Here is a 19,047-nt window from a genome sequence, read left to right as displayed (position 1 = left end):
TCAATTATTGCTCAAGCCATCTCACTTCGCAGATATTCTTTGAGGGCGTCTTTAATCGTCCGGATGCGGGAGTTGGTTTCTTCGCAGTATTTGCTGCAGTCCAGTACGCTATATTGAGGACGTTTGGCAATAGCTCCGTATTCGGTACTCGAAATGGGAGTTAAATCCGCATCCATTCCAGTAATTGTGAAAATCATTTTTGCGAACTCATACCAGGAGACCTGCTCCCGATTTACAAAGTGAAACAGGCCAGTGGCGTGAATGGTTTGAAGCTTGAGGACTGCTGATGCCAGATCCTTAACCGATGTCGGCGCGCAAAACTGATCGTCGACCACTCGAATCGGTTTCTCTTCACGTGCCAGTCTCAGCATCGTTTTGACAAAGTTTCCATTCCCTCCTCGCCCGTACAATCCACACGTGCGAATAATCAGACTTTGCTGACATTCTGTCTGCACAAAATATTCGCCCGCCAGTTTCGAAACGCCATACACACTTCTCGGATCAGGCAAATCCTGTTCCGTTAGTGGACGAGCTGGCTTTTTCTTGATTCCATAAACGAAATCCGTACTGATGTGGATCAAACGACTTTTGTGTTCTGCACAATATTGAGCAAGATAGCGTGGACCTAAAGCATTCGTCTGCCAAGCAGCTTCGGGTTCATCCTCTGCCAGATCGACCTGATTATAAGCGGCACAGTTGATAATGCAGGTTGGCTTTAAAGGATCCAGTACTGCTGAAAATAATTCTCGAGAAGTGATGTCAAATTCTTGCCGTGAAAGCGCATTCGCCTCCGGCAGCAACTGAGCCAGTTCACTTCCCAATTGCCCGCGACACCCCAAAATCACAGTCGACATAATTTTACTTTTTAGCTAAGAGCATTCTGCCTTGCGGGGTGGCACGTCCCAGAACGAATTGATGGGCGTGGTGAGAATCGGTAACTATTGAAGCGATTTATTTCTTCTTAGCCTTGGCCCAGGTGTCGCGGAGGGTGACGGCTCGATTGAAGACCGGTCGTTCTGTCGTGCTCGTGCGATCACAACAGAAGTATCCCATGCGCTCAAACTGAAAGCGTTCCCCTTCCTGAGCCGAACTGAGCTGAGGCTCCAGCTTGGCATGTTCGAGCAATTGTAGGGAATTCGGATTCAGATGGTCCTTAAAGTCGCCTCCCTCTGGAACATCGTTCGGATTTTCGACCTCAAATAGATGGTCGTACAATCGAACTTCAGCATCAACCGCATCGGCAACGGAAACCCAGTGCAATGTCGCTTTGACTTTGCGGCCATCGGGAGCATTGCCCCCTTTGGTTTCCGGATCGTATGTGCAATGAATTTCGGTGATTTCACCCTGATCATTTTTGATGACTTCTTCGCACTTGATGAAGTAGGCGTATCGCATGCGGACTTCTTTGCCGGGCGAGAGCCGGAAGAATTTTTTGGGAGGATCTTCCATGAAGTCTTCACGTTCGATGTAAATCTCGCGTCCGAATGGAATTGTTCGTGTGCCGAACGATTCATCCTGCGGGTGATTGACCGCTTCCAGTTCTTCCGAAGTCCCTTCCGGATAATTTGTGATGACGACTTTTATGGGATCAAGCACAGCCATCCGACGTTCCGCACGACGATTCAAATCATCGCGTAAAGAATTTTCAAGCACAGAAATATCGGTCGTACCCGGATATTTTGTGACACCAATCGTGTGACAGAAATTCCGCAGAGATTCCGGCGTATAACCGCGACGACGTAACCCGGCAATGGTCGGCATCCGCGGATCATCCCAGCCTTCAACCAGTTTGGCCTGGACGAGTTCGAGCAATTTGCGTTTGCTCATCACCATGTAAGTCAGGTTCAGACGGGCAAATTCGTACTGTCTGGAAGGGAAAATATCGAGATGTTCGATATACCACTCATAGAGCGGGCGATGAATTTCGAATTCCAGTGTGCAAATCGAATGTGTGATCTTCTCAATCGAATCGCTCTGTCCGTGAGCCCAGTCGTATATCGGATAGAGGCACCACTTATCGCCTGTGCGATGATGGTGCGTGTGCAAGATGCGATACATGATCGGATCTCGCAGATTCATATTGCCAGCTGCCATATCAATTTTGGCACGCAGCACGTGAGCTCCATTCGGGAACTCACCGGCTCGCATCCGCCGAAACAAATCGAGATTCTCTTCTACACTCCGCTCGCGAAAAGGACTCGGAGTTCCCGGTTCATTCACAGTGCCGCGTTGAGCTCGGATTTCATCCAGGCTGCCACTATCGACATATGCCAGCCCTTTCTGAATGAGAGCTTCTGCCCATTCGTAAAGTTGCTCGAAGTAGTCGCTCGCGTAATGTTCTTCGTCCCATTCGAAGCCCAGCCAGCGGACATCCTCTTTGATGGAATCGACGTACTCGGTCTCTTCCTTGGTCGGATTCGTATCATCAAATCGCAGGTTACAGCGGCCGCCGAATTCTTTGGCGATCCCAAAGTTCAGACAAATCGCCTTCGCATGTCCGATATGCAGATACCCATTTGGCTCCGGTGGAAAACGGGTCTGCACGCGGCCATCATGTTTGCCAGATTTGAGATCCTGAGCCACAATTTCCCGAATGAAATCGAGTGGCTTAGCAGGTGTGTCGTCTGTATTATTTTCCGCTGACATCGTGCGTATCCTTACGCGAATTGAATGATTATTATGTAGGACGATTAATACTTTCCTTCTCCCTGAGGAGAAGGTGGCCAAATGCCGGATGAGGGGGGGGGCTGCGACCTCCTCATTCAAGATCGCACCGATATGCCCTCACCCTAACAATATTGCATTGTAAGCCATCCGACGACTTATTGAGAATCAGAGCTGGTCTTTAATTTCAGAGTTCTGCGAATTCGTTTTACGCAGCGGTCGGTTCCGAGCAGCTCCATAGCATCGAACATGCCCACCCCAGCTGCTTTGCCTGTGACGGCGACTCGCAACGCATGAATGATCTGGCCGATGCCGATTTCTTTGTTCTCTACAAACTGGTGCACGAACTGATCGAAATCCTCAGAGGTTTGGCAATTGGACGTCGTCAGTTCCTCAGCAAGTTCTGCGAGTAGAGTGCAGGCATCTTCGGGTTTGACAACTCTCTTCTTAAAAGCCTTTTCTTCGTACTTCAATTCGTCGTCGGTCACGAAAAATTCATCGAAGCGGAGAATATCGCTCCAGACGACCAGGCGTTCTCCGACAGCCGCGACGACTTTTTCAATATAATCGTGTGAATATTCTTTTTCGCCCGCATGCACGTAACCAGCAGTTGCCAGATACGGAATGCAGTTCAATGCTTTTTCGCTGAGAGGAACTTTCCCCATCCATTCAGCCTGAAAACTGAGGAGCTTATCGGGATCGAAGCCAGCTGGAGATTTGACAATCCTTTCAAGCGTGAAGTTTTCGATAATCGTTTCCCGGCTCATAACTTCCGTTTGATCATCGAGTGACCAGCCGATTCGGGCCAGTGCGTTGAACACGGCATCAGGCAAGTAGCCAATCTTTTCGTAATACTCGACCATCACAGGATCGAGCCCGCCGTTGTTTTCCAGTCCGAGTAATGGAAAGATAAAATCTCCATGTTGAAACAGCTTTTTGAATTTGGGATTTTTCCGATACTGCTCCAGCTTGCGTTTGCTCAATTTCTCTTTCGTGCCGGGGGCTGCGACATAAGGGATGTGAGCAAAAGTCGGTCGTTCAAATTCCAGAGCATCAAACAGCAATGCCTGAACGGGAGTATTGGAAAGATGTTCTTCTGCTCGGATGACGTGAGAAATCTGCATCGAGGCATCGTCGATAACGGAGGCGAAGTTGTATAACGGCAACCCATTTGACCGCATGATGACGGGATCAGGCATCGTTGAAGGATCGAATTCAACGTGTCCGCGGACAGCATCGTCAATCACAATTTTCTTGTCAGTATCCCGAGGGACGAGAAAGCGGATGACGTAATTGTCTCCCCGATCGATTCGTTCCTGAATGGTTGCTGAGTCCAGATCAAAATCGTTGCGGTTATTGATGTAGTTCCGCTTTTCTTTTTCAGCCGCTTCCCGTTCTGCCCGGCTCTGGTCGGGAGTTGTGAAATCGTAGAATGCGAGCCGTTTTTCAATCAAAGTTTGGCAATGCTTCTGATAAAAATCAGTTCGTTCCGACTGAAAATAGGGCCCGAAATCTCCTCCAGTTTCGGGACCTTCATCCCACGGGATGCCCAGCCAGCGGAATGCCTGCAGGATTGGTTCGAGAGCTGATTCGACATTGCGTGCCTGATCGGTATCGTCAATTCGCAGGATGAATGTCCCTTGATGATGTTTGGCGAAAACCCAGTTGAACAGAGCCGTTCTCATGCCGCCAATGTGCATGTAACCTGTCGGACTGGGGGCAAATCGCGTGCGAATCGCTTTCATGGACGCGTGTTTTCGTTGGTGGAGATGATCAGGTAGGACAGGCATCTTGCCTGTCTGAATAATAAGTGACGTCAAATTCCTTCAGGCAGTGCCTGACCTACAGCTTTGTATCAATCTGCTGCGAAACCGTAACAAGGGAAACGACAATCATCAATAGTTTCCGGTTCACACTCCCAAGTCAATTCAAGGCATGGTAATATGGCGATCCATTTTACGAAATCAATTTGTCACCTCAAAAATTGCGAGAGGGTCTGCAATGCCACTACGAATGCTGTTTTCCGGATGTGTACTCCTCTGTTTGATGTCCTCTCCCTGCCTGGCTCAAGTGGAACGTGAGCAGGTGCTCAATACCCTCGAACGTGCTTGTGATTTCTATATCGAAAACTGCTCCAAGCACGGCGGCTACGACTGGCGGTACAGCAAGAATCTGAAATTGACGGAAGGGGAAGCGGAGACAGATGAGAATACGATCTGGGTACAGCCACCCGGCACCCCAGCCATTGGCATGAGCCTGCTCGATGCTTACGAATTGACGGGAAAGGAAAAATATCGAGATGCGGCTCTAAAAACAGCTGAAGCTCTGCTGCAGGGGCAGATGCAATCGGGAGGCTGGTATTACTCGATTACTTTTGATGAGGTGGAACGCAAAAAATGGGGCTATCGCGATAATGAGTCCTTTAAACTCAATCCATCTCGTAAAAATAAGACGAATATCACCACGCTCGATGATGATACGACTCCCGCAGCTGTCCGGTTTATGGTTCGAATGGATGGCACTTTGAAGTTTAAGAATTCCAAAATTCATGACAGCTGTATGTTCGCCCTGAATGCCTTGATTCAAGCTCAACATCCGGTCGGAGGCTGGGCGCAGAACTGGGATCGACATCCGAGCAAACCGGTCTGGCCGAAGTATCCCGTATTAAATGCGTCCTATCCTGAGGAGTGGAGCCGGGAGTGGCTAAACGACTGGACGGGGAAGTATTATCTCAACGATAATGTCACCGGGAATATGATCTCGACAATGCTGCTCGCCTGGGAAGTTTATGGGGATGACGAATATTTGAATTGTGCGAAACGGGCAGGAGATTTTCTTGTGCGAGCCCAAATGCCGATTCCTCAGCAAGGCTGGTGTCAGCAGTACAATGAAGAGATGCACCCCGTCTGGGATCGAAAATTCGAGCCTCCCGCTCTAGCAAGTGATGAAACCCAGGAAACAATCGAAACGCTGATGATGCTCTTTGAGAAGTCAGGCGATAAGAAATATCTGCAACCCATTCCGAGTGCTTTGACCTATTTGAAATCGTCTCTGCTGAAAGACGGGCAACTGGCTCGATTTTACGAATTAAAAACGAACCGCCCGCTCTACTTAGAGGTCATTGATGGCAAGTACCATTTGACATATGACGATTCCAATTTGCCCACACATTACGCCTTCAAGATTCCAGCGAAAATTGAGAAGTATGAGAGCGAGTATCGCAGATTGACAAAGGAACCGATCCGTCAGAAATCTCCCCGAAAACCTTCACAGGATCGAATTCAAAGTATCATGTCTGGTCTCGATGAACGTGGTGCCTGGGTCGATTCAGGAAACATGAAGGGGTACAACAAAGCCTCTAAAGAAGGCGTGATTGAATCCGAGACATTCGTGAAAAACGTCCGCGATTTATGTGATTATCTAAGAGCGACAAAGTGAGTTGGTCCAGGGTCTTGGATCTAGAAGTAGGGTGCGTCCTGACGCACCTTGCCCGTGAGCAATCGAAAGTTTCTCTCCGTTAATTCACATTTCGAGATCTTCTATTTCAATTCATTGTCTGCAGCATGGTGCGTCAGGACGCACCCTACAAAACTAACCTCAACCAATGCCTGATATTCACTACGAACAATCACCCAAACTCAGTGTCGATGACTATATCGATATTCTAAAACGTTCGACCCTTGCTGAGCGACGACTGATAGATCAACCCGAGTTGATGCAGGAAGCGGTCGAGCAAGCCGATGTGATTGTGACTGCTCGTCAGGATGGACTGCTGGTTGGTATTGCCCGATCACTCACCGATTATTCCGCCTGTGTTTACGTAGCTGATCTCGCTGTGGACGAAAAGTTTCAAGGGCAGGGGATTGGTAAGCGACTGCTTGATCTCACGCATGAAATTAGTGGTTTGCATACGAAAATGATTCTTCTGGCTGCACCGAAAGCAGAGACGTATTATCCACATATCGGCATGACTCAGCATTATTCCTGTTGGATACGTTAACGCTTAATGCCACCAAAGGCTGCAAAACAGGAGTTTTTGTGGAGGAGTTCCACCTCGGCAAATCCAACCTGTTTCAGTAATTCGAGTTGTTCCACCAAAGGTCGTGGAGTGTCCTCGTATTCGATGTAATCGAAAACGTGCTGGCGATAGGCATCGTCTTTCAAGCCCGTCAGATATTCACCGTAACGTTGCCACATCAGTTCGTGGACTTCATGACTGGAGGAGAGGACGAGATCGAAAATCCAGAAGGAACCACCGGGACGGAGAGATTGGTAGATCTTCTCAAAGACAGCCGACCACTCTTCGTCTGTTCGTAAATGATGAAGGACTGCTGAGGCCAGGACGATATCACAGGAGTTGACTTCCAGAGACAGCTCACGCAGGTCAGATTGGATCGTCTTCACGACTCCTGTCGTCTGGCTGGCGACACGTTCTTGTGCACGGTCCAACATCGGCTGGCTCAAGTCCACCAGAGTGACATCCAGCGTTGGTAGATGTTCCAGAAGTTTGAGGGAATAGTTTCCCGCGCCACAGCCCAGGTCGAGCAGGTGTGTTGCCTTCGGCGTGCAGGCAGCCGCGGCTGAGCAAACCAGATCCATTGCTAATGGGGCGTCGATGGTAGCCGACTGACCCGTTTCGAGATTTGAAAATCGTTCGACATCGTGATCAAATCGTTCACGAATCTGCTCCACGGTCGCTTTTTCTGCGCTCATCTTCTTCCTCTTCGTATTCAATTTCTGATTGTTCAACAATCGTTTCGGCATGCTCATCAACGGCTTCTTCATGAGCTTCGTCGCCCTGTTTACCGCTTCTGCGCTGGTCGAGTTCCTGGATGCGATGGAGCGGGCCGTAAAGGATCAAAGTATCTTCCGGCTTAATGATCGTACCGGCATCTGGTGCCCCCAGGTAAGTGCCGCCACGCCTTTGCAGTCCGAGGATAAGTATGCCTTCATTGGGCAGCCTTAATTCCCGTAAAGATTTCCCTGTGAGCCAATCCTTAGATTCCACCACCATTTCGGAAACCGCATAGCCTTCCTGCAATTGGAGGATGGCAACATAATCGCGGACTTCCAGCTTGCCGAATTTTCGAAGCGACCAGGAAATCAATCGATTCAAATGCCGTTCGATAAAACGACTGCTCGAAAAATACCAGAGGAAAGCCAGCCCGCTCATCAACAATATAAAAGTCGTGTACTGCATTCCGGAACTGTTGACCTGCATTACTGAAATCATAATGGTCGCGACAACGGTAGCAATTCCGACATTTCCGAGGAGCATGAGGATCATGAGAATTCGTCGGCGAACCGGATGATTGACCATCGCTTCGGATTCAGTCGTAGTGAAGCCGACACCAGTGAAAGCCGAGCGGGCCTGGAAGCGGGCCATTTCCCGGGAGATGCCCGTAAGCATGAGTGCCATGGCCGCAATGCGCGTCACCATGAGCGATAGAAACATCGTGACGAGTAAGGAAAATATCGCAATCATTGCTGCCAGTTTCGTAATCAAATGGGATTAGTGGCATATCTTATAACAATCGCAATTGATCGTCGAGATTCCCGAACCGGAATAGTCTGAACTGGTTACTTATCGACTCAAACCGATAAGTTCGAGCAGTGGCTACCGACCGAAGGTCTGTCGCCCACATGCTCAGAAGAAATTTTCCAGAATGCTAAGAAGCTAAAGGTTTCGTCTTAAGGTGAGGGTTGTCGTCATGGTTGTCGGAAAAATAAAACCCCAAGCATAGAAGATGCTTGGGGTTGTGAATTGGCCTGGCGGTTTTGAGGTACGTAATTGTTAGTCCTGGCTCAGAAAGTGAGATCGCAAAGTGCTATAGGCATATTGGGCACGCAATTTGAACATTTCCGGGTTGGCGGGGATTCCAATCGGTGTGATTTTTACATTCAATCTCTGGGAGTTTGACCGGCTGCCATGGGCACTTAAAGCCGCCCTGGCATCGATCTCAACACGAACCGGTTGGTATTCGGCATTCTTACCCCAGCGTTTAAAGAACCTTTTGCGTCCGAACTGAAACTGGACATTGCCTTCCTGAACTTTGAGTAACTTCGCATGATTCTGCTCTGCAAATCCCTGTAATTTGAGGATCAGGAAGTTGTCGAAGAGCACACCATTGATTGAGGCTTCAAACACAAACCCTGCCCGGGAACTTTCCGGCTTATTTTCCTGATGAATATCGGATTGCTGAAGCAAGGTGGATCGATTTCGTCCCTGGTCCTTCGATTGATACAACGCTTTGTCTGCACGCATGAGAACACTTTCGAGTGAATCTCTCTCTTCGACCTGTGAGACACCGAATGACGAAGTGATTTTCAAAGACGTTGCAGTTTCGAATTTAAGTTTGGCAATTTCCAGGCGAAAACGCTCTGCGCGTTTGAACGCCTGACTGGCTGTCAGCCCTGGACAGACAATCACAAATTCTTCGCCGCCGTACCGAGCTACAAATTCACTCGCATACGCTTCTTCTCGTAATAGCTTTGCCAGTGTTACCAGGACATCATCCCCTGTGGCATGGCCGAAGGTGTCGTTGATTGACTTGAAGTGGTCGATATCCAGATAAACCACCGAGAAGAGATTTTCAATGGGATCGTCTTTAAAGTTAGCCATTGCCCGAGAAAGTTGATTTTCCAAGGTGCCCCGATTCGCGACACCTGTTAAAGCGTCCCGACTGGCCTGCAGTGAGAGTTCTCGAAATTTAGCCGACTCCACACGATTCCGCTGCTTGCGTCGATAAAATTCTCCGACACCAATCAGTTCCTCATTGAAGTCAAACATGGGGATCGATTGAACCTCCAGTTCTTCCCAGAGATTTTCAGGTTGTGGAACTTTAATCGTAGTGGTTGACGGCATTTTATCTGTCATAGTCCTGTATACAGGCAGATTGTCATCGCTGAGGAGATTCTGATAAGCATCAGCCTGCGGACATAATTCTCCATTCCATAACTGACCAGACCAGTCCCGATCAGCTTGCTGGAAGATTTCCCGACAACCTCGATTGGCCAACAGGATTTTGCCTTCGACTCCCACAATCACAAACCCATCGTATGCCTGTTCGAGTGTGTAAAGATGGCTGAAGATATTACTGAGAGAAGTCATCGCCAGAGAAGCTCCACTCTGGGCAGTCATCCCATTCATTGCCGATTCTTTACCGACATCCTGAAGGGCGGCCTCGCCACCATTTTCAACCCAGCGAATTAATGTCTGCACGATGCTCGCATCGTACATGGAACCGGCGCGTTCATTGAGGATTTTATTGATTTCCGGTCCCGATTTCGCGTCACGATAAATCTGATCGCGCGACAGTGATTCATAGGCATCGGCAACCGCCAGCAGGCGACCTGCCTGTGAGAGATCTTTTCCCAGAGGGCGGAGATAATCTTCCATTCTGGAAAATGGCAGACGAGATTCCACAATGATATTCCGTATTCGTAGTGGAATACAGCAGATATCGAGGATATCTTCTGCAATTGAAGTTCGTAACGACATTAACGATGCTTCTTCAATGGTATATCTGCCTGGCTTGAACAGGATGTGATCGGGGATCCCGATCTTGCCGATGTCGTGCAGCATAGCCGCCAATTCAATCTCACGAATCGCTTCTGCATTCCAGCAGAGTTGCTTGGCCAAACCGACGACAATCAACGAAACGCGACGAGAATGCAGAAACGTATTTTCATCCCGAAAGTGCAGACAGGTGAGCAGATCTCGCAAGATTGCTGGAGAGATTGCATTCGGAGTCGGTGTTTCTTCTTCGATGGCTTCCAGTTCAATTGCGTGCTGATGCAATTCAACCAGCGCCAATAAACCCCGTTGAGATGAGGCATACCGAGCTCCCCGAGTCGTTCGACCAGTTTTTCGAACGGAAATGTCATCCAATAACATAGAAACGATCCTCAAATTAACACTACTTGACCAGCTGCCAGATGCCGAAATCGTCTGCGTTGATATTCAATTTTCACGCAGGCTGCTCAACGCTAGGTCGTAGAATTCAAGTGACAAATAGAAGATTGCCGTGGGCAGGAAGATTTTGAGGAATCTGGAGCAATCGTTCCGGTTGTGCGGCTACCCTTAATCAGCCTTCTGTTCAATTCCAGAATTCTGAAAGTGGAATTGTCGAATTGAATCTGTCATAGTTTATTTTTCAAAACTAAAAACTTGTGGGCGTCAGGAGTTCAGTCAGTCGTCCAAGGCTCGAATCTTTCGGCAGCAGTCGAGAGGTATTCAGTCACTCAATTCAACAAGAAATAAGGGAATGTCTGAGACCGATGCCCGATATCACCAGTAATACAACCCGTATTCGTGTCCGTTACAGTGAAACGGATGCGATGGGGTTTCTCCATCATGGAAACTACCCCGCTTATTTTGAAGAAGCCCGGACAGATCTATTTCGTGTGAACGGTGGTGATTACAGGGCAATGGAAGAGAGAGGGCTGTTTTTTGTTGTTGTTTCAATGAATTTCCGCTTTCGGAACCCGGCTCGCTATGACGATCTCCTCCATGTGACCGCCACCATCGACAAGGTCTCGGCTGCAAAACTGGAGCACTCGTATCGTGTGATGCGCGGAGAAACCCTAATCGCCGAAGGCTCTACGGTATTGGCCATGGTCGATGCACAGGGGGTCGTTCAGCGAATCACAGATGATCTTCCCGGAACTGCAACCGGATAAAAGACTTCACATTCCAGGTGTAGTCCGTGCTTGTTTTGTGGTCACACTGCGGATAGTCTGTTATTCCGCATCAATGATTTTTCATCTGAACGATTATTGATCTCTAATGCAGACATGAGCAATGCTCATGGAGTATTGAAAATGCATTCGATGCACTTTCAATGTCGAGCATAAGCGTATAGATCACAAGTATTTAAGAACATACACCGCAGCAGGCTAATTTTATGAACGATCCCCAGGCAGATGCCGCAACCGAATCCACTGAACTAGCTTATCTCAAAGAGTTGCAGGCCAAACCATTCCTGAAACGGATGTTGGGCTACTTTTCCCTTTCCGGACCAGGTTGGCTGCAAGGTGCCATTACTCTCGGTGGTGGCTCACTTTCGGGCAGTTTATACTTAGGTGTACTGGCTGGTTTTGGCCTGATGTGGCTGCAACCACTGGCAATGATTATGGGAATCATCATGCTCAGTGCAATTGCTTATGTCTCCCTCTCGACGGGCGAACGGCCTTTTGATGCAATCAATAAGCACATCAATCCGGTCCTCGGCTGGGGTTGGGCGATTGCGACCATGATGGCCAACTTTGTCTGGTGTATGCCGCAGTTTGCTCTCGGGACCGCTGCCATTCAACAGAATTTACTGCCTGGCGTCTTCGGAGCCGGGGCAATGGATGACTTTACCAGCAAGCTGATCATCGTCATTTTCCTGCTGATCTCAACAGGAACCATTATCTGGTTTTACGATTCCGGCAGCAAAGGAATTCGTATTTTCGAATTGCTGCTTAAGATCATGGTTGGAATTGTCGTGCTCTGTTTCTTCGGCGTCGTTCTGAAAATGACCTTCAGTGGAGAGGGACTGGATTGGGGGAGGATTCTGGCTGGTTTCATTCCCGATCTCAGCCTGATGTCGCGGCCATCCGATCAATTCACTGCGATTCTGGCGCAAACAGGCGAGTACTCTAAATTCTGGACTGATAAAATTGTTTCCGAACAACAGCAGGTCATGATTACCGCTGCTGCAACGGCCGTCGGGATCAATATGACATTCCTGCTCCCGTATTCCATGCTGAGAAAAGGCTGGGGACGCGTGCATCGCGAACTGGCGATTTTCGATCTCGCTTTTGGATTGTTCATCCCCTTCCTGCTGGCGACCAGTTGTGTAGTGATTGCTTCTGCAACTCAATTTCATGCTCAGCCCGCTCCCGGATTTATGGGTGAAGTTGATGAACAGGGAAATGCAATTGCACCAGCTGGCAATCTCGTCGGTGGCTACAACAAACTGGTAGAGAAACGACTCGAACAGCAAGTGTCTGCTGGAGAGTTCGCAATTTTAAAAGCTGACCCCGCTGCGATGAAAGCAGCCGTCAGCGATCTTCCTGCAGCCGATCGTGAACTGGCTGCTATGCTGGTTACTCGAGATGCGTTCAATCTGGCAGGTTCACTCAAAGAATTGACTGGCCCGATCTTCTCACAAGTCATTTTCGGAATCGGCGTGCTCGGCATGGCCGTCTCCACGATTATCATACTGATGCTGATCAACGGTTTCGTGATCTGTGAAATCTTCAAGTTGCCTCACACGGGAATGTATCACCGAGCAGGCTGTTATCTGGCTGGTTTGTCTGGTGCACTTGGACCGTTCCTGTGGTCGGGTGACGCCAAACTCTGGCTGGCCGTACCGACATCAATGTTCGGAATGGTTCTATTACCAGTTGCTTACTTTACTTTCATGTTCATGATGAATTCAAAAAGCCTGATGGGAGCAAGTCGACCAAAGGGAGTTCAGCTTGTCGTCTGGAACATTCTGATGCTGACCGCCTCACTGCTGGCTGCATTCGGAAGCTTCTGGAGCATCTACTCCAGCCCTTATCGCATGGTTGGCTTTGTGGCGATGGGTGTATTTATCGGACTGGCGGTGGTGGTTGGCATAATCCGCAAACCTTCCGAACCTATGCTGATCGCTGGAGATTCCGATACAACAGGTTCTGCATCCTGAGTCGAGTCATGACTGGCTCGGGGCGCCTGTTTCGGATGTCACTAACATGATTCGGATTGGGCGGCACATCCCAGAACAAAGTGGTGAGTGTGGTGATATCACATCGCCACGCCCTTCGCGATGCTCAGGGACGTGCCAGCCTGCTGAGTTTAAAAAGCCCCTGTGACACAAGGATTGAAGGAAAAAATATCATGAATCGTTGGGGAGCCTTGGGAGCAGTTCTGGCATTTTGGGCCGTTATTTTTGGTGCCTTTGCTGCTCATGGTCTGGAAGATCGATTCATCAAGCTCTACGGAGACCAACCACCCAAAATGGTCATGGGGCACCCCATTCCTGCTGCTCACAAGTATCTGCAGGATTTCAAAACGGGAGCAGAATACCAGTTCTGGCATGCTTTCGGATTGCTGTTCATCGGTGCTTTTTATCCGCATCATTCGCGTCGGTTGCTCAATGCTGCAGGCTATTTCTTTGTCACTGGCATTCTGCTTTTTTCAGGATGTCTCTATCTGCTTGCTTTACTGAACCAGCCCTGGCTCGGCATGATTGTCCCGCTTGGAGGACTTTCATTTCTGATTGGCTGGTTTTTGCTGGCAATTGGGTTATGCAAGTCGCAGGAAAAAGAGATTGTTTTGAATGGATAAGCCCCACTCCCGGAATTGTTTGTATTAGACAAGTTCCAAGGACCGTCACGGAATCTGGACGACATTGTCAGGCTACCCGCACAACAGCAAGACAAGAATTTGGGCAACAAGGATTCTTAACATCATGGCCAGAGGGTAGACGGCAGCATAGGCGATCGAAGCCCCCTCGGCCTGGCATAAGGATGATGCAAATGCGAGTGCAGGGGGGTCAGTCATGCTGCCGGCAATGACGCCTGAGAGTGTCAGGAAATTGAGCCGGAGCCAATAACGGGCGACCAGACCGGTGATCAGTAACGGAACCATTGTGATCACAATACCAGCCAGCAACCAAATTGCACCTGTTGACGTGAGCACGGTCTCCATAAAATTCCCGCCCGCATTGAGCCCAACACAGACCAGAAACAGGATGATTCCCAGTTCGCGGATTGAATGATTCGCATTACTGGGAATGTACCAGACAAGAGTGCCCAAGTTTCCGATCAGACTGAACAAAATCGCTACCAGCAGCGGACCACCGGCCAGTCCAAGACGAACAGGCACAGGCAATCCTGGTAAGCTGATTGGAATCAAACCACAGATGACGCCCACGGTCAGACCGACAAAAAAGGGAATGAACTGAGTATGGTCCAGTTCTTTGGGTTCATTGCCGAGAAAACGGGATGCCTGTATGAGATTCTCTGTATTCCCAACGATACGTAGCAGATCGCCGAAGTGGAGTCGCGTCGCTCTGTTTGGGACCATCTCTACACCGGCTCGAATCAACCGCGTGGCATTCACGTCATATCGCTGATGCAAACCCAACTCACCTAAAGAATCTCCCAGAATTTTTTTATTGGTGACGATCACTCGTTGCCAGCTGGCATCGCCACGGGCTTCCATCAAATTCTGATCGGAAACCTGTCCGACGATCATCTGAAAGCGATCCAATTCGGAAGCCGTTCCAACCGTCAGAATCACATCTCCGACTTCGACCGGTGTCTCATCAGCCGCAGGATGAACGACATCTTCCTGCTTCTTCCAGATCCGCGAGATCATCACATGCGTTTCCTGACGCCCGGGGATTTCTCCCAGAGGTACTCCGCTCAAGTTTGCATTCAGAATCAACAGATTTCTTCGTTCCAGGGGAGGGGCTTGTGGAGCTTGATCGATCAGTTGCTTTTTCTCCGCCTCCAGATCGATATTAAATATCCGCTTGAGAAGTAGAATCGAAGCGATGATGCCGACGATGCCTCCAGGATAGGCTACCGCATACCCTAAAGCGAGGAGACTGCTCGAACCCTCCGCATCTGTCGACTGTTCCGCAAGCACCTGCTGTGCCGCTCCCAGTGAAGGAGTGTTTGTCGTTGCCCCGGAAAACAAACCGGCGGCTGCCTCTCCCTGGATATTGAGAAGAAATGCCATCAAAACGGTCAGCAAAGCTCCGCTCAATACGATGAGAATCGCCAAGGCATTCAGACGAACTCCCTGATGTCTCCACAGATCAATAATACTCGGACCCAATTGGATTCCGATTGTGAACACGAACAGAATCAGACCGAACTCTTTCGCGAAATGCAGAATCTCTGGTTCAATCACCACTCCATAATGGGCAAAGGCAATTCCAGTGAACAGGGCACCGGCAGAGCCGAGGCCGATCCCACGAAACTTGAGACTGCCAAGCGCCAAGCCGGTTGTTGCCACAAGTGAGATAACGAGTATGGATTGACTCGTCGGAGTTAGCGAATTCAGCAAATCCATAGTACTATCGCTGGCCAGGATGGTTCGTCAAGGTGAGCAACCAGACAAAGGGGACGGTTCGATTTGTTAAGACTGTTTTCGTATTATGTCTTCAGGCTAAATTTTGACTATGAGGCTCCCAAATACAAGACTACCGGAGCCGAGAATTTTTGACTTCAACGAACCCTTATGAAGTCAGCAGCGATTACTGGTTATTCTCGACATGATGGATGAAGTGCGACAAATCCGTACGTTCGATCCAGTTCAAATTTCCTTTCCCGCCGGTTACAATTGAATTGTGGTGAGATGATCTCAGGGAACAGAACTCTCCAATGATTGTCGCAAAACAGATGACAGCCAGTTGCCTGACAGTATTTCATTCACAAACAGGATTTATTCAAAGCGATCAACCACTCTCCCAGGAGTAGCCAGATGAATTCCAACGAAGAGACGCTGTATTATCGACTTGGAGGATCCAAAGAAATCCGGCAGATTATCGACGACATGTACGATCTTGTTTTAGCAGATCCGCTGTTAAGTGGTTTTTTTGAAAACGTCGACATGCCGAAGCAGCGCCAGATGCAATCTGAGTTTATCGCTGCTGCACTCGGGGGGCCGGAAAAATATGGCGGGCTCGATCTCCCCTACGCCCATGCCGGACGGGGCATCACTTCAAAACACCTGACCGCTTTTGTAGGACATTTACTCACGGTTCTGGAAAATCGCGGTGTTTCCGACAATGACATTCATGGTGTAGTGAGTCGGATTAATACCTACGCGAACGACATCACCGGAGCGACCTCTTCGGACGGTTAACTCTGACGTCTGGTTCTGAGTAATGTAGATATCGTAAGCGAAATCATCGGTTTCATTACAGAAACTTCACGCAATCGAATTTGTCTGTCAACAGATCGCTTCTCCCGGAGTTATTATCCCACGCATGTTTGAATTTGCATTCTAAATCATTAACCTGTATGGCCTATTAGCCGCCATCTATGGAAAAATAATTCAGTTTTGGCTGGGAATGCCAGCCGCACTTCACAGGAATGAGTTTTAATTATGAGTAAAAATTACCGGGCCGATGTAGACGCCGCGATCGCGGAGATGGATTTCGACAAGAACAATTATCAAATCGAATTCGATACCACAGCCGGCAAAATCCTGCTCGATATGTGGCTGGATGTCGCTCCAGGTCACTGCAAAAACATTCTCGGCCTGACAAAAATCGGCTTTTACGATGGCATCATCGCTCATCGAGTGATTCCCGATTTCGTCGTTCAGATTGGCTGCCCAAACGGCACAGGAACAGGTGGGCCGGGCTATACCATTCCTCAGGAATTCAACGACAAACCCCACGAAGCCGGTGTTTTGTCGATGGCCCGCACGAGCGATCCGAACTCTGCCGGTTCTCAATTCTTCATCTGCCTGGGACGAGTTCCCCATCTGGATAACCAGTATACCGTTTTTGGAAAAACAGCAGACCAGGATTCTCTGGATGTCGTCCTGAAAATCGGTGGCGTCGAAACCAACTCTGCCGATAAGCCTCTCGAAGAGGTGAAAATCAAATCGAGCCGCGTGATTGAAACGGCGAAGTAAATTGGTTGAAGGTTGAGGGTAAAAAAGGGAACGGGAGGTATTTAACCTCGCGTTCCCTTATTGTTTTGATCAATCGTGGGTGGCTGGGGTCGTAGCGCAGCGAAGCCCCCAGAATGTTAAGTGCTAACAATCACCTCTGCGAAACCTGTTGTGATGCAGCCCTCAAATCGTAACAGACGAGTCGATCACTCAATCGCAGATACAGAAATCCATCCGCAAATGCTGGGGTGGCGCATTTGAGAGGACCGTGCCGTCCGACGTTTTGCTGATAGTCCTTCAACGCTTTCTTACGAGCCTCGGCATCGAGGTCGTTGCTGTCCATCTGATAAAGCTCTCGAAAATGACTCGTCGGCGCCAGCAGATGATTCTTGTCGATCTTGGCATCGAACCGGGTTACGAATTCATCTGGGTTCAAGGAGAATCCCAGTATGCCATCGTAGGCGTAAAATCCAATATCCCCCGCTGCAATGGGTGAACCCCATTGCGGATTTTCCATATCGAGATTCGCCATCCACATTTGCTGACCCGTTTCCAGATCCACACAAGCCAGTTTGCGTTCCCCCTGCACGTAGACGGCTCCATTGGCAACAATCGGCGTACTCCCTTTGTCGGTCACTCGCTGAAAGACCCATACTTGATCCGCTTCCTGAGGCGTCATCTTAAAGCAGGCCAGCCCCTTCTTGCGGCTATTGCCATAAATCAGCAACTTGTCACCTGTAACAACGGGCGAAGCACTTCCGCCCTCCGCAGCGACTTTCCAAATCACTTCGCCAGTTTGTGGATTCAAGCAAACCGCATCGCCGCCATTGCCAATAGAAATCACATAGTTCTTTCCCTGATGTGTCCAGGCGGCCGGCGAAGCGTGTTTACTTTTCGTCTGCTCGGGATCTCCTGACCAGACGATGGATCCAGAGTTGAGATCCAGCCCGAATAAATGCGTCGCATTAAATACAGCGATTTGATCGACCACCAGAACCGAAGCCTGGTAAAATTCGTCGCTGAACTCGCCGGGCAGTTTAGTTTCCCAGAGTTGCTCACCAGTTTTCGCATCAAGACATCGAGCCGTCCGACCTGCTCCGAGAATTAATAATTTCCCGGCCACGATCGTTGGACATCCCGATTGGGGAAATCGGGTATAGGTCGATTCACTCTGGTTGACCCACTCTTCCTGACCAGTCAATGCATCGTAAGCCAGCACAAATTCACGAAACTCATAAGCCTTGGCCCGCTCGGCATCCTCGGCTCGGCGATTCTTTTCGTATTCTGCATATTCTTCATCAGAAAGAGGTGTTCGCTTTTCAGGTGACAAATACGGAAACTGTTTCTCTCCCGGCGGATCCCCCACCAGTTCTTTCTTATGGGCAAACAGATAGACCTTACCATCCGCCACCACAGGAGATCCCCAGCCGCCGCCTTTGGCAGAAGGAATCGAGTCGGTAATCCAAGTCGGTGTTAACCCCAGAGCCGGTAATTCAGAGATTACAGCAGGGGTAGTCGCAACATAGCCAGTCCGGTCAGGTCCCCGCCATTGATTCCAGTCGGCTGCACAGGCTGAATTCGCAGAGATCGCAATCAAACAACAGCAGGAAATGCTCAGAACCGCAGAGAATTGAGAAAGTAGCCGCATGAGATTCTCTCCTGAATCATAATTTCAGTACTCAACTATCCGTAAAATACGGTTCATCAGTTGACGGAATATTGATGATATCAAAACATGTTGACTCGCTATTTACCAGTCATCGCATATTTCTATG

Annotated in this window: 15 protein-coding genes; 7 read left to right on the top strand and 8 right to left on the bottom strand. The window is 49.2% G+C overall.

Features of this window, described 5'->3' with window-relative positions; translation table 11 throughout:
- Positions 1-11 precede the first annotated feature (11 nt).
- The 3 genes from rfbD to gltX all read right to left on the bottom strand — a co-directional run bounded on the left by rfbD (position 12) and on the right by gltX (position 4,409).
- Positions 12-854: a dTDP-4-dehydrorhamnose reductase gene (gene rfbD, locus Pan54_RS15630; protein WP_146504366.1), complete on the bottom strand. Its 843-nt coding sequence runs from the start codon at positions 852-854 to the stop codon at positions 12-14.
- A 97-nt stretch (positions 855-951) separates the two neighbouring features.
- The gene (locus tag Pan54_RS15625; RefSeq protein WP_146504365.1) at positions 952-2,646 is read right to left on the bottom strand and encodes a glutamine--tRNA ligase/YqeY domain fusion protein; all 1,695 of its coding nucleotides are present in this window, start codon (positions 2,644-2,646) and stop codon (positions 952-954) included.
- A gap of 176 nt (positions 2,647-2,822) precedes the next feature.
- Positions 2,823-4,409: a glutamate--tRNA ligase gene (gltX, locus tag Pan54_RS15620; RefSeq protein ID WP_146504364.1), complete on the bottom strand. Its 1,587-nt coding sequence runs from the start codon at positions 4,407-4,409 to the stop codon at positions 2,823-2,825.
- 256 nt (positions 4,410-4,665) lie between these two features.
- Between gltX and Pan54_RS15615 the strand changes: the two genes are divergently transcribed.
- A complete protein-coding gene (locus Pan54_RS15615) occupies positions 4,666-6,102 on the top strand; it encodes an AGE family epimerase/isomerase (protein ID WP_165441801.1) in 1,437 nt (478 codons plus the stop codon).
- Between the two features lie 166 nt (positions 6,103-6,268).
- Positions 6,269-6,664 carry a GNAT family N-acetyltransferase gene (locus Pan54_RS15610; protein WP_146504362.1) on the top strand — a complete coding sequence of 132 codons (396 nt, stop codon included), beginning with the start codon at positions 6,269-6,271 and terminating at the stop codon, positions 6,662-6,664.
- On the opposite strand, the gene Pan54_RS15605 is transcribed toward Pan54_RS15610, so the two are convergent.
- The 3 genes from Pan54_RS15605 to Pan54_RS15595 form a co-directional block, all read right to left on the bottom strand.
- Complete coding sequence (locus tag Pan54_RS15605) at positions 6,661-7,377, bottom strand: class I SAM-dependent methyltransferase (protein ID WP_146504361.1); 717 nt, start codon at positions 7,375-7,377, stop codon at positions 6,661-6,663. The two genes, Pan54_RS15610 and Pan54_RS15605, sit on opposite strands and share 4 nt — an antisense overlap.
- Positions 7,340-8,149, bottom strand: coding sequence for a TrkA C-terminal domain-containing protein (locus Pan54_RS15600; RefSeq protein ID WP_146504360.1), 810 nt, complete (start codon positions 8,147-8,149; stop codon positions 7,340-7,342). Before Pan54_RS15600 ends, Pan54_RS15605 begins: the two co-directional genes overlap by 38 nt.
- 309 nt (positions 8,150-8,458) lie before the next feature.
- A complete protein-coding gene (locus Pan54_RS15595) occupies positions 8,459-10,561 on the bottom strand; it encodes a diguanylate cyclase (RefSeq protein WP_146504359.1) in 2,103 nt (700 codons plus the stop codon).
- 383 nt (positions 10,562-10,944) lie between these two features.
- On the opposite strand from Pan54_RS15595, the gene Pan54_RS15590 reads away from it, so the two are divergent.
- The 3 genes from Pan54_RS15590 (at position 10,945) to Pan54_RS15580 (ending at position 13,981) form a co-directional block, all read left to right on the top strand.
- On the top strand, positions 10,945-11,346 hold the full coding sequence (locus Pan54_RS15590; RefSeq protein ID WP_146504358.1) for an acyl-CoA thioesterase: 402 nt from the start codon (positions 10,945-10,947) through the stop codon (positions 11,344-11,346).
- A gap of 224 nt (positions 11,347-11,570) precedes the next feature.
- Complete coding sequence (locus Pan54_RS15585) at positions 11,571-13,340, top strand: divalent metal cation transporter (protein ID WP_146504357.1); 1,770 nt, start codon at positions 11,571-11,573, stop codon at positions 13,338-13,340.
- A gap of 191 nt (positions 13,341-13,531) precedes the next feature.
- Positions 13,532-13,981: a DUF423 domain-containing protein gene (locus Pan54_RS15580; RefSeq protein WP_146504356.1), complete on the top strand. Its 450-nt coding sequence runs from the start codon at positions 13,532-13,534 to the stop codon at positions 13,979-13,981.
- Between the two features lie 72 nt (positions 13,982-14,053).
- Here the strand turns inward: Pan54_RS15580 and Pan54_RS15575 are convergent, their stop codons facing one another.
- The gene (locus Pan54_RS15575) at positions 14,054-15,718 is read right to left on the bottom strand and encodes a putative transporter (protein WP_146504355.1); all 1,665 of its coding nucleotides are present in this window, start codon (positions 15,716-15,718) and stop codon (positions 14,054-14,056) included.
- A gap of 411 nt (positions 15,719-16,129) precedes the next feature.
- Between Pan54_RS15575 and Pan54_RS15570 the strand changes: the two genes are divergently transcribed.
- Both Pan54_RS15570 and Pan54_RS15565 read left to right on the top strand, forming a co-directional pair.
- Positions 16,130-16,513, top strand: coding sequence for a group I truncated hemoglobin (locus Pan54_RS15570; protein ID WP_146504354.1), 384 nt, complete (start codon positions 16,130-16,132; stop codon positions 16,511-16,513).
- 243 nt (positions 16,514-16,756) lie between these two features.
- The gene (locus Pan54_RS15565) at positions 16,757-17,293 is read left to right on the top strand and encodes a peptidylprolyl isomerase (protein ID WP_146504353.1); all 537 of its coding nucleotides are present in this window, start codon (positions 16,757-16,759) and stop codon (positions 17,291-17,293) included.
- Between the two features lie 130 nt (positions 17,294-17,423).
- Here Pan54_RS15565 and Pan54_RS15560 read toward each other — a convergent pair whose 3' ends face one another.
- A complete protein-coding gene (locus Pan54_RS15560) occupies positions 17,424-18,920 on the bottom strand; it encodes a PQQ-like beta-propeller repeat protein (RefSeq protein ID WP_146504352.1) in 1,497 nt (498 codons plus the stop codon).
- Positions 18,921-19,047: the final 127 nt, after the last annotated feature.

Source organism: Rubinisphaera italica (genome assembly GCF_007859715.1).
In the GTDB taxonomy this organism is placed as follows: domain Bacteria; phylum Planctomycetota; class Planctomycetia; order Planctomycetales; family Planctomycetaceae; genus Rubinisphaera; species Rubinisphaera italica.
The sequence above is the reverse complement of the archived record's forward strand: the minus strand, read 5'-3'. Positions and strand labels throughout refer to the sequence as shown.

Excerpts from the sequence above, each read along its gene's own strand:
- rfbD (WP_146504366.1), bottom strand. The coding sequence starts at position 854 with ATGTCGACTGTGATTTTGGGGTGTCGCGGGCAATTGGGAAGTGAACTG.
- Pan54_RS15625 (WP_146504365.1), bottom strand. The coding sequence starts at position 2,646 with ATGTCAGCGGAAAATAATACAGACGACACACCTGCTAAGCCACTCGAT.
- gltX (WP_146504364.1), bottom strand. The coding sequence starts at position 4,409 with ATGAAAGCGATTCGCACGCGATTTGCCCCCAGTCCGACAGGTTACATG.
- Pan54_RS15615 (WP_165441801.1), top strand. The coding sequence starts at position 4,666 with ATGCCACTACGAATGCTGTTTTCCGGATGTGTACTCCTCTGTTTGATG.
- Pan54_RS15610 (WP_146504362.1), top strand. The coding sequence starts at position 6,269 with ATGCCTGATATTCACTACGAACAATCACCCAAACTCAGTGTCGATGAC.
- Pan54_RS15605 (WP_146504361.1), bottom strand. The coding sequence starts at position 7,377 with ATGAGCGCAGAAAAAGCGACCGTGGAGCAGATTCGTGAACGATTTGAT.
- Pan54_RS15600 (WP_146504360.1), bottom strand. The coding sequence starts at position 8,149 with ATGATTGCGATATTTTCCTTACTCGTCACGATGTTTCTATCGCTCATG.
- Pan54_RS15595 (WP_146504359.1), bottom strand. The coding sequence starts at position 10,561 with ATGTTATTGGATGACATTTCCGTTCGAAAAACTGGTCGAACGACTCGG.
- Pan54_RS15590 (WP_146504358.1), top strand. The coding sequence starts at position 10,945 with ATGCCCGATATCACCAGTAATACAACCCGTATTCGTGTCCGTTACAGT.
- Pan54_RS15585 (WP_146504357.1), top strand. The coding sequence starts at position 11,571 with ATGAACGATCCCCAGGCAGATGCCGCAACCGAATCCACTGAACTAGCT.
- Pan54_RS15580 (WP_146504356.1), top strand. The coding sequence starts at position 13,532 with ATGAATCGTTGGGGAGCCTTGGGAGCAGTTCTGGCATTTTGGGCCGTT.
- Pan54_RS15575 (WP_146504355.1), bottom strand. The coding sequence starts at position 15,718 with ATGGATTTGCTGAATTCGCTAACTCCGACGAGTCAATCCATACTCGTT.
- Pan54_RS15570 (WP_146504354.1), top strand. The coding sequence starts at position 16,130 with ATGAATTCCAACGAAGAGACGCTGTATTATCGACTTGGAGGATCCAAA.
- Pan54_RS15565 (WP_146504353.1), top strand. The coding sequence starts at position 16,757 with ATGAGTAAAAATTACCGGGCCGATGTAGACGCCGCGATCGCGGAGATG.
- Pan54_RS15560 (WP_146504352.1), bottom strand. The coding sequence starts at position 18,920 with ATGCGGCTACTTTCTCAATTCTCTGCGGTTCTGAGCATTTCCTGCTGT.